Annotated in this window: 9 protein-coding genes; 3 read left to right on the top strand and 6 right to left on the bottom strand. The window is 64.4% G+C overall.

What is annotated here, in order from left to right:
* The first annotated feature begins 119 nt into the window (after positions 1-119).
* Complete coding sequence (locus tag GSQ89_RS15250; protein ID WP_158926604.1) at positions 120-755, top strand: hypothetical protein; 636 nt, start codon at positions 120-122, stop codon at positions 753-755.
* A gap of 249 nt (positions 756-1,004) precedes the next feature.
* Here the strand turns inward: GSQ89_RS15250 and GSQ89_RS15245 are convergent, their stop codons facing one another.
* From GSQ89_RS15245 to gltB, 5 genes are all read right to left on the bottom strand, one after another.
* Complete coding sequence (locus tag GSQ89_RS15245) at positions 1,005-1,316, bottom strand: hypothetical protein (protein WP_158926602.1); 312 nt, start codon at positions 1,314-1,316, stop codon at positions 1,005-1,007.
* Between the two features lie 12 nt (positions 1,317-1,328).
* Positions 1,329-2,666 (bottom strand): cytochrome-c peroxidase, encoded by a 1,338-nt coding sequence (locus GSQ89_RS15240; RefSeq protein WP_254073220.1) that lies wholly within the window; start codon positions 2,664-2,666, stop codon positions 1,329-1,331.
* A 27-nt stretch (positions 2,667-2,693) separates the two neighbouring features.
* On the bottom strand, positions 2,694-4,397 hold the full coding sequence (locus GSQ89_RS15235) for a phospholipase C (RefSeq protein ID WP_158926598.1): 1,704 nt from the start codon (positions 4,395-4,397) through the stop codon (positions 2,694-2,696).
* Positions 4,398-4,611: 214 nt separating this feature from the next.
* Positions 4,612-6,063: a glutamate synthase subunit beta gene (locus tag GSQ89_RS15230; RefSeq protein ID WP_158926596.1), complete on the bottom strand. Its 1,452-nt coding sequence runs from the start codon at positions 6,061-6,063 to the stop codon at positions 4,612-4,614.
* Positions 6,064-6,273: 210 nt separating this feature from the next.
* Complete coding sequence (gene gltB, locus GSQ89_RS15225; RefSeq protein WP_158926594.1) at positions 6,274-10,920, bottom strand: glutamate synthase large subunit; 4,647 nt, start codon at positions 10,918-10,920, stop codon at positions 6,274-6,276.
* Between the two features lie 282 nt (positions 10,921-11,202).
* Here gltB and GSQ89_RS15220 point away from each other — a divergent pair, with 282 nt between their 5' ends.
* Positions 11,203-11,916 (top strand): glutathione S-transferase family protein, encoded by a 714-nt coding sequence (locus GSQ89_RS15220; protein ID WP_158926592.1) that lies wholly within the window; start codon positions 11,203-11,205, stop codon positions 11,914-11,916.
* 60 nt (positions 11,917-11,976) lie between these two features.
* Here GSQ89_RS15220 and GSQ89_RS15215 read toward each other — a convergent pair whose 3' ends face one another.
* Positions 11,977-12,153 carry a DUF3309 domain-containing protein gene (locus GSQ89_RS15215; RefSeq protein ID WP_174254875.1) on the bottom strand — a complete coding sequence of 59 codons (177 nt, stop codon included), beginning with the start codon at positions 12,151-12,153 and terminating at the stop codon, positions 11,977-11,979.
* 112 nt (positions 12,154-12,265) lie between these two features.
* Between GSQ89_RS15215 and epmA the strand changes: the two genes are divergently transcribed.
* On the top strand, positions 12,266-13,279 hold the full coding sequence (gene epmA, locus GSQ89_RS15210) for an EF-P lysine aminoacylase EpmA (protein ID WP_158926590.1): 1,014 nt from the start codon (positions 12,266-12,268) through the stop codon (positions 13,277-13,279).
* Positions 13,280-13,344 lie beyond the last annotated feature (65 nt).

Genomic DNA, 13,344 nt, shown 5'->3' with positions numbered 1-13,344 from the left:
ACACGACACTGAACGTCTTCTGGCAGCCTGGCTGAACAAGCTGCCTGAAACTCAAAGAGTTTCTTTCGGTCCGTGCGATCGAGTTCAAGTCTATCAATATTCTGACCGACCCTGACGGGATGAATGAACTGCGCCGTCTCGGCGCCCGCTCCATTCCCGTGCTGTCGCGCGGCGACGAATGGATTTTCGCCCAGAATATCGGCCACGTCGTGAAGTTCCTCGGACTGAATGAGGCGACCGGTCCCGTCCTGTCCCCCGCCCAGTTGATGGAACGGCTGGACCTGTTCGTCCGTACCGCCATCCAGATCGTCCCGCAGATGCCTGACTCGCTGCTCTCCACCGAGGTCCCCAACCGCCCGCGCACCTATCTGGCGCTGAGCCATCATCTGTTCCGTATCCCCGAAGGCCTGCTGGAGGTCGCGGCCGGCGCGACGCTGATCAACGATATGCTGACCAACGGACCATCGCCGGACCAGAAAACCAGTGCCTCGATCGCCGCCTACGGCCAGCAGGTGCTGGCGGCGATGCACGCTTGGTGGGACCCGAAAACCGACAAGACCGGGCAACAGATCGTCCAGACCTACTACGGCCCGCAGCTCCTGCATGAGGTGATGGAGCGCACCACCTGGCACTGCGGCCAGCACGTCCGCCAATGGTTCATGCTGCTGGGAATGGCCGGAATCACCCCGGTCGTGACCCTGGACGACTCCGCGTTCGCCAAGCTGCCGATGCCCAGCAGCGTCTGGGACGGCTAGACAGCGCAATGACCCGAGAAACGCTTTAGACCAGCCGCCGTTGAGGCCGACCCTCGATTCGTCATGGCCCGGCGTCTCTTGCTTCGCGATGGGCCGGCCTCAGTTAATTCGTCACGGCCCGGCCTCAGCTAATTCGTCATAGCCCGGCGTCAGTCCGGGCTATCCGCACCAGTAAGGTGCTTGATCAGATAGCCCAGACGTCGCTGGCCCAAGACAAGACTGATGTGTCAATGTCAACGACGGCTGATATTAGGCGCGTGCCGGACTGGTTCGGCGCAACTCGCTGATCGCGGCTTCGACATTTTGCCAGCGAGCCAGGCCGGATACGTCCCCCTGCAGGCGCGCCTCTTCCCTCCGCTCGCTGACCACAGCCTGCGCCCGAACGCCGTAAACCGAGATCAAATTCATCGCGGTCGTTTTGTTGTCTGGCTCCATCATATCCCTCCTCTCGATGGTGAGTGCGGACATGGGGCCGTGGCGAGCGGATATCCAATCGGAGAGCGTATCGTTGCCGGACGCCTGAACGACGACGAAAAGAGCGTCACGCAGCATCTGATGCAACGGCAACGGCGGTCACCGCGCCGGCGGCCGATACCCATCCGTCAGCGTCGCCAGAAAAGCGATAATATCCAACTCATCCTGCTCGGTCATGGCAGGAGCTTCGCCGAGGTGCCGGTCGAGCGGCGGGTCGACGACGTCAACGTTGTCCCGGTAGGCCGGCGGAATGTCATCGAATTTGGCGACCGTGCCGTCAGGATTGCGCGGATAGACCTTTTCCGGCGCGACGTCGCGGTCGTTGTAGAAATCCATCACCGCTCGCAGGCTGTGGAACACGCCGTTGTGGAAGAAGGTATGGCGGGTCGCCACATTGCGCAGGGTCGGCGTCAGGAACATGCCGCAGTACTGTGTCTGTGTGCGCATGTCCGAACGGAACGGGCCGCAGATACCTATATCGAAGAAATGAGGATCGCGTGTGTTCGCCAGCGCGGGATTGCGCGGCGCGCCCAGGGCCTCGAACTGATCGTCGGTGAAACGCGGCGGCTGGCCGTCCCGCCCGGCCTGATCCAGATGACAGCCGCCACAGTTGGCCCGGTTCGGGTCGTTGAACAATACGTAGCCGCGCATTTCCGCCGGCGCCAGGCGCGTTCGGCCTTCCAGCCAGTAATCGAACTTGCTGGTGTAGGGATGGAAGTCGACGTTCTCGATCTGGTAGCGCGCCACCGCGAACATCGCCTCGCTAAGCAGAAGACCCGGATCGTCCACGACGCCCGGGCCGAAAAGCTGGGTAAAACCCGACGCGTAGCGCGCGTGAAGCAGCTTGGCGGCGACGGCGGAAGCACTGGTGTTAGCCATCTCCACCGGGTTGAGCAGCGGCTGCAACGCCTGCTGTTGCAGCGTGTCCACCCGTCCGTCCCAGAACAGACCGCCCTGCGGCACCACGTTGACAGCGGATTGCGCCGTCCCGGTCGCGGTCTTGACCGTTCGCGCGGCAGTGCTGCTGGAGGCGATCATCTGGGCGAGATTGCTTGTCTCGCTCTCCTCATTGTCCGGCCCGACGCTGAACGGGGGCTGCCGTTCGAGATAGGCCAGCGAGGGCACCGCCCGGTCCCCCTGCGCGTGCAAGGTCGGACCACCCAGCATGACCGGAAGGCTTCCCGGCGGACCGTAATGGTTGGCCGGATCATGGCAGGATGCACAGGACTGCCGATGGGACGCGGACAGGCTGGTGTCGTTGAAGATCGCCTGGCCAAGCCAAGCCATGGCGGACAGCGGCGCCGCTTCGGGGCGCACCAGATGGACCGGATAGGGGTTCTCGCCGCGCGCCAGCATCTCCCGCGCGTCGGCGGAGGACGGAGGCGTGCCGGCCGCGGGTTGGACGGCGGCAACCAGCGTCAGCAGGACAGCGCCCATGATCGGGAGGCTGCCCCGCCGCATGCGTCAGTTCGCGCCGGTGGCTGGCGCCGTCTTCACAACCTCACCCGTCTTCGGATCGAGGAACAGCTTGGGGTCCGGACGGTGCGCGGCGAAGTCGAACAGGCCCGCCAGCGAGCCAGCCGTCGCATCGAACGACCCGCCGCCGAGGCGCTGGCCATGCAGCCAGTTGTCTTCGATGAACCGCACGACCGACGCCTGCGTGATTGGCGCATGGTCCACATGGTTCGCGCGCGCCCAGGGTGAGATCACCAGGAATGGCGTGCGCGTGCCCGGGCCGCAGCGGCCGTTCACCGGCTTGCCATCGACCCCCGCCGGCGCCGTGCCCGAACCACACTTGCCCGGACCATTCAACTGGTCGGCCTGGCCGTCGAAAGAGGCCGAGGTCGGCTTGCGGTAGGCGTGGTCGTACCAGCCGTCCGAGTCGTCCCAGGCGATCACCACGGCGGTGTTCTTCCAGTCCGGCCGCTGTTGCAGAAAATTCAGCAGCTCGACGGTGCCGGCCTGCTCATCCAGCGGATCGGAATAGCCGGCGTGGCCATCCTGATAGGCCGGCAGCTTGATGTAGGACACCGAGGGGAAATTGCCCGCCTTCACCGAGGCATAGAAATCAGTCAGGTCGTACTGGTGGTTCGCCGGATCGACCGTCTTGCCGTCGGCCTGGAAGGTGTGGCCGATCGTGGCGATCGAGGCCGGACGGGCATGCGTCGGGTTCGCGGTTGACGCGTAATACTGGAACCAGTCGTGGTGCGGGATGTAGTCGACGATCGCCTTGCCGACCACCTCGGACTGCGTGCTGCGGGCGCAACCGGCGGTGCCGTTCGGGTTCTTCGTCGCCAGATCGAAGCCGCCCATGAAGCCGCCCCAGGTGATGCCGGCGTCGTTCAGCAGGTCACCAATGTTCTTGCCCGCCATCATCGCCTGGTCGGACTTCGCGGAACAGGTATCCGCGCCGGGATCGACGTCGTTGATCATCGTCAGGCCGCCCTGTCCGTCGTCGATGTAATAGGACACCGCGGCGAGGGTGGAGGGCTTTTTGGTCGTGGCGACGATCTTCATGCCGTTGGTCTGGCCGGCAACGACTTCCAGGGCGCCGGGTGTCGATGGCCCATAGGTGTCGGTATAGGCATTGTCGCTCATCGCGAAATGCTGGGCGTAGCGCCACATCGCGCCGACGGTGTTGCCGTCGAAATACCCCAGTACCTGGCCTTGGGTCCCGAACGCGCCGGCGCCACCCGGCGTGCCCTTGCCGGTGTATTTCGGGAACAGGTCGGCCTTGCCGTCGTTGTAGGCCTGCTCCTCGGCCGTGTAGGCGTGATTCTGGTCGGCGGTGTTGGCCTGGGTGCGATCCAGCCGGAAAGGCAGGGAAGCACCCGGACCGTTGGCCGGATTGGTGTTCGGATTCTGCTTCAGCAGATTGGCATTGGCCAGGTTCTCGACATGCGGAGTGTTGGCGGCGGCGGCGAATGGCGGCTCGCCGGGCGGGTTCGCGGCCTTCGGATAGGTGGCGAAATAATGATCGAACGAGACGTTCTCGTTGTACAGGACAACAAGATGCTTGATCGGCGTCGCTGTCTTCACAGCGTCCTGCGGATCGGGCCCGTTGGCCGGGGTGGCCGCCCCCGTCGCGGCAAACGCGATGCAGGCCCCAATAGCGAGGTTGGCGGCAAGAAAGGTGGTGGAGGCAAGCAACGCGGTGCGGCGGGTCATCGGCGGATCTCTCATGGTAAAGCCGCCGCCATGTAGAATGCCATCCGGCAGCAGTCCGTGAAGCAATCGTGACGTTAATGTACCGTAACGCTTATCCCAATCCGGAGGCGACGTTCAGCCCATCCGGATGACCATACGGCTTTGTTTGGGATGGGAAAAGCCGCCAGCACGCGGGGCTGTGCCGGCAGCGAGTCCATTTCAATGCCAGGACGGCTTATCGCGGCAGCGTGGTCGACCCCATCAGGAATTGATCCACCGAACGAGCGCACTGCCGGCCCTCGCGGATCGCCCAGACGATCAGCGATTGGCCGCGCCGCATGTCGCCGGCGGCAAACAACCCATCCCGGGACGTGCGATACTCGACCGTGTTCGCCAGCACATTGCCGCGCTGATCCAATTCCACGCCGGCCTGATCCAGCAGGGCGCCGCGCCGGGGACCCAGGAACCCCATCGCCAGCAGCACCAGATCAGCCTTGAACTGGAATTCGCTGCCGGGCACCTCCTTCATCGTCATACGGCCGTCCGCGGTGCGTTCCCATTCGACGCGGACGCAATCCAGCGCGGTGACCTTGCCGTTTTGACCCACGGTGTGCTTGGTCAGCACCGACCAGTCGCGTTCGACGCCTTCGTCATGCGCATGGGACGACCGCAGCTTGGTCGGCCAGTCGGGCCAGACCATCGCCTTGTTCTCCTTCACCGGTGGCTTCGGCATAATCTCGATCTGGGTAATCGAGGCAGCCCCCTGGCGCGCGGACGTGCCGATGCAATCGGACCCGGTATCGCCGCCGCCCACGACGATGACGTGTTTGCCCTTGGCGCTGATCGTGCCGCCGGATGCCGCCACGCTTTCGTTGTCGCCGGCGCCGCGCTTGTTCTGCTGGGTCAGGAAATCCATCGCGAAGTGAATGCCATCGAGTTCACGTCCGGTGACATCCAGATTACGCGGCCATTCGGCGCCGCCAGTCAGCACGACGGCGTGGTAATCGGCCAGCAACTGGTCGATCGAGACGTCCTTACCGACCTCGGTGCTGACTTGGAACGTCACGCCCTCGGCCGCCATCTGGTCGATACGGCGATCGATCAGGTGCTTTTCCATCTTGAAGTCGGGAATACCGTAGCGCAGCAGCCCACCAATCCGGTCCTGCCTCTCAATCAGCGTTACGGCATGACCCGCTCGGGCCAACTGCTGCGCGCAAGCCATGCCAGCCGGACCGGAACCGACCACGGCGACCGTCTTACCGGTTCTCGCCGCCGGCGGAAGCGGCACGATCCAGCCTTCTTCCCAGGCGCGATCGACGATGGCGCATTCGATCGTCTTGATGGTGACGGGGTTGTCGTCGATGTTCAGCGTGCAGGCGGCCTCACACGGGGCGGGGCAGAGGCGGCCGGTGAATTCGGGGAAATTGTTGGTGGAGTGCAGGTTGATCGACGCCTGCTCCCACTGTTCCCGATACACCAGGTTGTTCCAGTCGGGGATCTGGTTATTGACCGGGCAGCCGTTGTGACAGAACGGAATGCCGCAATCCATGCAGCGGGCCGCCTGGCCGTTCAGGGCTTCGGGCGCCAGCGGCTTGACGAATTCCTTGAAGGTTTTCAGCCGCAGCTCGGTCTTTTCGTAGGCGCGGTCGTGACGGTCGATTTCTAGAAAGCCGGTAACCTTACCCATGATCGTCTCCAGATGGTCCGTAAGGCGAGGGGCTTTGCCCCTCGACCCCATCAAAGGCGCTGCCTTTGAAATCCATTAATTTAGGTCTGGGGGAAACGGGAGGCCGACACAGGCCGACCCAACATCGGCGTTGGCCTCCCGTCTCCCCCAAACCCCAAGTAGCGGTTCCAAGGGCAATGCCCTTGGCGGGTCCAGGGCAGAGCCCTGGCCTTACTCAGCGGCAACGGTGGCTTTGGCGGCGGCCTCGGCCTTTAGCTCTAGCAACGCCCGCTTGTAATCGCGCGGCATGACCTTCACGAAGCGGGACAGCGCGCTTTCCCAATCCTCCAGCAGCGCACGAGCCTTCGCACTGCCGGTGAACAGCAGGTGCCGCTCCACCACAATGCGCAGCCGTTCGGCGTCGAAGCGCAGCGGGTCGCCCATGCCGTTATCCTCGACGCTGGCGGCCCGTTGCCGCGGCCGGCCAGGTTCGTCCGCCCGCCCGAGTTCGGCCACACCGACCCTTTCCAGCTCGACTCCCGCCATGTTGCACAGCTTCGAGAACCGGCCTGCCTCGTCATAGACGTAAGCGATGCCGCCCGACATGCCGGCCGCGAAGTTGCGTCCGGTATCGCCGAGGACGACGACCACACCGCCGGTCATGTATTCGCAGCCATGGTCGCCGCACCCTTCCACCACCGCGACGGCACCAGAGTTGCGCACCGCGAACCGCTCCCCGGCGACGCCCTGGAAATAGGCCTCACCGGCGATGGCGCCGTACAGCACGGTGTTGCCGACGATGATGTTCTGTGCCGGATCGCGCTTCACCTTGGGCGGCTGGCGCACCACGACGCGCCCGCCGGACAGGCCCTTGCCGACATAGTCGTTGCTGTCGCCGGTCAGGTACAGCGACACGCCGCGCGCCAGGAACGCCCCGAAACTCTGGCCGGCCGTCCCGGTCAGGCTGACCGAGATCGTATCGTCCGGCAGGCCGGCATGACCGTATTTGCGGGCAACCTCACCCGACAGCATCGCACCCACCGTGCGGTTGACGTTGTGGATCGGATGCTCCAGCCGCACCGGCGTCGCCGACTCCAGGGCGGAGGCGGCCTCCCGGATCAGCACCTGGTCCAGCGCCTTGTCGAGGTGATGGTTCTGCGCCTCGGAGTGATGGATGCCGATCCCCGGCTTCAGTTCCGGCTGATACAGGATCCGACTCAGGTCGACGCCGTGCGCCTTCCAGTGCGCCAGGGCCTTGCGCATATCCAGCTTGCCGACCTGGCCCACCATTTCATTGAAGGTGCGGAAGCCAAGCTGCGCCATCAACTGCCGTACTTCCTCGGCGATGAAGAAGAAGAAGTTGATGACGTGTTCCGGCGTGCCGGTGAAGCGCTTGCGCAGCACCGGGTCCTGGGTCGCCACGCCGACCGGGCAAGTGTTCAGGTGACATTTGCGCATCATGATGCAGCCGGCGGCGATCAGCGGCGCGGTGGCGAAGCCGAATTCGTCGGCCCCCAGCAGCGCACCAATCACCACGTCCCGCCCGGTGCGCAGGCCGCCATCGACCTGCACCACGATACGGCTGCGCAGCCCATTCAGCACCAGCGTCTGCTGGGTTTCCGCCAGCCCGATCTCCCACGGCGAACCGGCATGGGTCAGCGAGGTCAGCGGACTCGCCCCCGTGCCGCCTTCGTAGCCGGAGATCGTCACGTGATCGGCGCGCGCCTTGGACACCCCGGCCGCGACCGTGCCGACACCGACCTCCGACACCAGCTTCACCGAAATCCGCGCCTTGGAATTGGCGTTCTTCAGGTCGTGGATAAGCTGCGCCAGATCCTCGATCGAGTAGATGTCATGGTGCGGCGGCGGCGAAATCAGGCCGACGCCCGCCGTCGAGTGGCGAACCCGAGCGATGTTCTTGTCCACCTTGTGGCCGGGCAACTGTCCGCCTTCGCCCGGTTTCGCGCCCTGCGCCATCTTGATCTGGATGTCGTCGGCGTTGACCAGATACTCTGTCGTCACCCCGAACCGCCCCGACGCCACCTGCTTGATCGCCGACCGTTCGGAATCGCCGTTGGGCAGCCGCACGTAGCGGTCGGATTCCTCGCCGCCCTCACCGGTGTTCGACTTGCCGCCAATGCGGTTCATCGCGATCGCCAGCGTGGTGTGGGCCTCGCGGGAGATCGACCCGAAGCTCATCGCACCTGTAGCGAAGCGCCTGACGATGGTCGCCGCCGGTTCGACCTCATCGATCGGCACCGGGGTGGGGGCGAGTTTCAGGTCCATCAGCCCGCGGATGGTCAGCAGGCGTTCGCTCTGGTCGTTGATTGTGCGGGTGAAGGCGTGGAATTCGGCCGGCAGGTTGCCGCGCACCGCATGCTGTAACTTCGCGACGGTGTCCGGTGTCCAGGCATGCGCCTCGCCGCGCATCCGGAACGCATAGTCGCCGCCGACGTCCAGCATGCCGCGGTAAATCGGGTTGTTGCCGTACCCCGCCATGTGGCGGGCGACCGCTTCCTGGGCGATTTCGGCGAAGCCGACGCCCTCGATCGTCGTCGCCGTGCCGGTGAAGCAGCGCTCGACGAACGCCGAACTCAGCCCGACCGCATCGAAGATCTGCGCGCCGCAATAGGACTGGTAGGTGGAGATGCCCATCTTGGACATCACCTTCATGATCCCTTTGCCCACCGCCTTCAGGTAGTTCTTCTTCACGTCGGCGGCGGATTTCGGCAGCTTCGACTCGACGCGGATCTGCTCCAGCGTCTCGAACGCGAGATAGGGGTTGATCGCCTCGGCGCCATAGCCGGCCAGGACGCAGAAGTGATGCACCTCACGCGCCTCGCCGGTTTCGACGACGATGCCGGTGGACATGCGCAGGCCCTGGCGAATCAGGTGGTTGTGCACCGACGCGGTCGCCAGCAGCGACGGCACCGGAATGCGGTTTTCACCGACCTCGCGATCCGAAAGTATGAGAATGGTGAAATCCGCCAGCACAGCCTCGGTGGCTTCCTGGCAAATCCTGGAAATCGCCTTTTCCATCCCATCAGCGCCCTCGCTGGCGGGCCAGGTGATGTCGATGGTCTGGGTGCGGAACGCACCGCCGGCCACGGCATCGATGTCGCGGATTTTCTCCAGGTCGGTGTTGGTCAGGATCGGCTGCGCGACTTCCAGCCGCAGGAAATTGCCGGCGCTGTGTCCCAGCAGGTTCGGCCGCGGGCCGATGATGGACACCAGCGACATCACCAGTTCCTCGCGGATCGGATCGATCGGCGGGTTGGTGACCTGGGCAAAGTTCTGCTTGAAGTAGTTGAACAGCAGCTTGGGCTTGTCGGACAGCACCGCCAGCGGCGTATCGGTGCCCATCGACCCGACCGGATCATCCCCCTGCGCGGCCATCGGCTCCAGGAAGAACTGCATGTCTTCCTGGGTGTAACCGAACGCCTGCTGGTGGTGCAGCAGGCCTTCCAGGTCGTTCGACCGGGGCAGCGCGCGCTGCTCCTCGCTTTCCGGCAGTTCTTCCAGCTTGTATTGGGTCTGCTTCAGCCACTCCGCGTACGGATGTTCGCGGGCGAGCTTCTGCTTGATCTCGGCGTCGTCGATGATGCGGCCTTCTTCCAGGTCGATCAGCAGCATCTTGCCGGGTTGCAGGCGCCATTTGCGGGCGATCTTTTCCTCCGGCACCGGCAAGACGCCGGATTCCGAGGACATGATCACGTAGTCGTCGTCGGTGATGACGTAGCGCGCCGGCCGCAACCCGTTGCGGTCCAGCGTGGCACCGATCTGGCGGCCGTCGGTGAAGGCGATGGCGGCCGGCCCGTCCCAGGGTTCCATCAGCGCGGCATAATACTCGTAGAACGCCTTGCGCTCGGGATCCATCAGCGGGTCCTGCGCCCAGGCCTCCGGGATCAGCATCATCATCGCGTGCGACAGCGAGTAGCCGCCGGCCACCAGGATCTCCAGCGCATTGTCGATGCAGGCGGTGTCGGACTGGCCGTGCGGAATGATCGGCCACATCTTGTTCAGGTCCGGCCCGATCAGGTCGGATTCCATCGACCGGCGCCGGGCATACATCCAGTTGACGTTGCCGCGGACGGTATTGATCTCGCCGTTATGCGCCAGGAACCGGTACGGATGCGCCAGCTTCCACGACGGAAAAGTGTTGGTGGAGAACCGCTGATGCACCAGCGCCAGCGCCGAGACAGTCAGCGGATTGCGCAGATCCTCGTAGAAGCTGCCCACCTGGGTCGCCAGCAACAGACCCTTGTACACCACCGTCCGCGTGGAGAACGACGGCATATAAGTGTGCATCACCGCCGGGATGTTCTTCTTTTCCGCCAGCGCCCGCAGATTGTTCAGGATCTGCTTGCGGATCGCCAGGATCTTGCGCTCGAACGCGCCCTGGTCGCGGATCGACAGGTTCGCCTCGATGATCGCCTGGCGGATCACCGGCATGGTCTCGATGACGGTCTTGCCCAGGCCGGTCTGGTCCGTGGGCACGTCACGCCAGCCGACCATGGCCTGGCCTTCCTTGGCCACCACCTGTTCGAAATGCTGGATGACGAATTCCCGAGCGGTCGGATCGCGCGGCAGGAAGCACATCGCCACGGCATAGCGGCCGACCGCCGGCAGCGACTTGCCATGCGCTCGGGCCCAGTCGTTCAGCAGGGCATCGGGAATCTGAATCAGGGCGCCGGCGCCGTCGCCGACCAGCGGGTCCGCCCCGACCGCGCCGCGATGGTCGAGGTTCTCCAGGATTTTCAGGCCCTGGGAGATGATATCATGAGATTTTCGGCCTTTGATGTTCACCACGAAGCCGACGCCGCACGCATCGTGCTCGTTCCGGGGATCATAAAGTCCTTGTCTCACAACCTCATGCATAGCCACAACTTTCCTTGGCGTAACAGACCTGCCGTCAGGGATGCGCGATTTCGCGCAAGAGACCCTTTTGCCCGCTGGGTGGACAAATGGCAACATTCTTGCCGCATCGCAGCGTAAGCTAATTTCGCCGGCAACGGCAAGCGATCTGGGGCGCATGGCTGAAGCACGCGACGCGTCGGACACAGCCGGGACCTGGCTTCATCAGATTGCCTTGGATGGTTGTCTTCCCCGGGTTGGCCGCCTGTGCAAAGCTGGCGCACTCACAACGGGAGGAACGAGACGATGATCACCCTGTACGGCATGGGCAGTCCCAACGTCGTCAAAATCTACATCGCGCTGGAGGAACTGGCGCTGCCCTATGCGGTGGCCCCGGTGGATGTCTTCACCGGCAAGCAATTCGACGATGCGTTCCTGAAGTTGAATCCGAACGCCAAGGTTCCGGTCATCGTCGATCCGGATGGTCCGGGGGGCAAGCCGTACACCGTCTTCGAATCCGGCGCGATCCTGCTGTATCTGGCGGAAAAGACCGGGAAATTGCTGCCCAAGGACCAGGCGGCGAAGTTCGACGCCATCCAGTGGCTGATGACCCAGATGTCCACTGTGGGGCCAATGTTCGGCCAGTTCGTCCATTTCCTGCGGTTCGCACCAGCCGGGAACGATTATTCCAAAAGCCGCTACCTGACCCAGGCGACCCGCGTCTCCTCGGTGATCGACCAGCGGTTGGCCCAGGCGGCATATCTGGCCGGGTCCGAATATTCGGTGGCCGATATCGCCACCTTCCCGTGGCTGCGCAACGTCCCCGCCCTACTGGGCGCCGACGCAGCGGCGAAGCTGCCGAATGTCACACGGTGGGTGAAGGCGATCGACGAACGGCCGGCAGTGAAAAAGGCGCTGGCCGAGGTAGACGCGGTGCGCGGTCGCACCACGGCGTTCGACAAAGCGGAAGCAGCCACGCTTGACAAGCTGTTCGGACGCGGCCAGTTCGCCGCGGCCTGACCACAGTGACGCCATGGACGGGCTGGCTGTGCCCGGCCATGGCGTTCGCGTGAGGGTGGTTTAGTAGTGGTAATAGCCGCCGTGGCCGCCGAACAGCAGGAACAGCACGATAATCACGACAAGCAGCGTCAGGCCGCCGCCATAATGCGCGCCGCCGTAGTAGCCGGAGCGGTAGCCGTAGAAGCCTCCGCCGCCAAACAGCAGGAAGATGATCAGAAGTAGCAGTAACAGGCCCATGAGGTTGCCTTTCGGTTAACGACCGTAGCGACATTGGCAACAACCGAGGCCGCCGGGTGTCGGTTTCATGGCAACGTAGCGGCGATACACCGGGGACGGTAAACATCCCGGCATGGTCCTTCCCGTTTGGCATCCCGACAGCCTCGCCGCCCGCCTGCCGTTCCTGCACCGGCGGGGCACCCTGACCCGCGCGGTCCGCGGGTTCTTCCATGACCGTGCCTATGTGGAGGTCGAAACGCCGTACGCGGTTGCCGTGCCGGGCGAGGAGGTCCATCTGCGGCCTTTCGCCACGCGACGCGACCATCCCGACGGAACACCGGAAAACCTCTGGCTGCACACCAGTCCGGAATTTGCCATGAAGCGGCTTCTGGTGGCCGGCTCCGGCCCGATTTTCCAGTTCGCCCGAGTGTGGCGCAACGGCGAGGGCAGCGACCTGCACGCGCCCGAGTTCACCATGCTGGAATGGTACCGGCCCGGCGCCACCATGGACTCGCTGATCGCCGAGACCACCGATCTGCTGCGCTCGACCTTGCCGCCGGTCGTTCGCTGCCGTGGCATCACCACCGATCTATCGCGGTTCGAGCGCCTGACCGTGGCCGAGGCATTTGCTCGTCACGTCGGCGTCGATCTGCTGGCGATCGGCGAGGACGCCGCGGCGCTGGCCACCGCCGCCAAAGCACGGCTGCGCGACAATGAAACATGGGAGGACCTTTTCTTCCGTCTGCTGCTGGAGCGGATCGAGCCCGCCCTCGGCCGCCGGCATCCAACCTTCCTGACCCATTGGCCCGCCGCCCAGGCCGCTCTGGCTCGGCGCGACCCCACCGATCCCCGGGTGGCGGAACGGTTCGAACTCTACGTGTGTGGCATCGAACTGGCCAACGCCTTCGCCGAACTGACCGATCCCATCGAGCAGCGCGCTCGGTTTTTGACGGATCGCGCACGGCGCCACGCGATGTTCGGGCCCGATTGGACGCTGGACGAGGATTTTCTGGCGGCGCTGGAACACGGAATGCCGCCCAGCGCAGGGATCGCCCTGGGGTTCGACCGGATGGCGATGATCGCGTCCGGCGCCGACCGGATCAACCAGGTGCTATGGCTGCCGCCCGCCGTTGAGGTCAACGCCTGAGTCGTCACGGCCCAGCGTCTCTTGATTCGTCATGACCCGCGATTCGTCATGACCCGACGTCTCCT

The organism is Acidisphaera sp. S103 (assembly GCF_009765975.1).
In the GTDB taxonomy this organism is placed as follows: Bacteria; Pseudomonadota; Alphaproteobacteria; order Acetobacterales; family Acetobacteraceae; genus Rhodopila.
Note: the sequence above shows the minus strand (reverse complement) of the source record. Positions and strands in the feature narration are given on the sequence as shown.

What these genes read in the sequence shown, in the direction of transcription:
- gltB (WP_158926594.1), bottom strand. Translation starts at nt 10,920, where the DNA reads ATGCATGAGGTTGTGAGACAAGGACTTTATGATCCCCGGAACGAGCAC.
- GSQ89_RS15230 (WP_158926596.1), bottom strand. Translation starts at nt 6,063, where the DNA reads ATGGGTAAGGTTACCGGCTTTCTAGAAATCGACCGTCACGACCGCGCC.
- GSQ89_RS15235 (WP_158926598.1), bottom strand. Translation starts at nt 4,397, where the DNA reads ATGACCCGCCGCACCGCGTTGCTTGCCTCCACCACCTTTCTTGCCGCC.
- GSQ89_RS15240 (WP_254073220.1), bottom strand. Translation starts at nt 2,666, where the DNA reads ATGGGCGCTGTCCTGCTGACGCTGGTTGCCGCCGTCCAACCCGCGGCC.
- epmA (WP_158926590.1), top strand. Translation starts at nt 12,266, where the DNA reads ATGGTCCTTCCCGTTTGGCATCCCGACAGCCTCGCCGCCCGCCTGCCG.
- GSQ89_RS15220 (WP_158926592.1), top strand. Translation starts at nt 11,203, where the DNA reads ATGATCACCCTGTACGGCATGGGCAGTCCCAACGTCGTCAAAATCTAC.
- GSQ89_RS15215 (WP_174254875.1), bottom strand. Translation starts at nt 12,153, where the DNA reads ATGGGCCTGTTACTGCTACTTCTGATCATCTTCCTGCTGTTTGGCGGC.
- GSQ89_RS15250 (WP_158926604.1), top strand. Translation starts at nt 120, where the DNA reads ATGAATGAACTGCGCCGTCTCGGCGCCCGCTCCATTCCCGTGCTGTCG.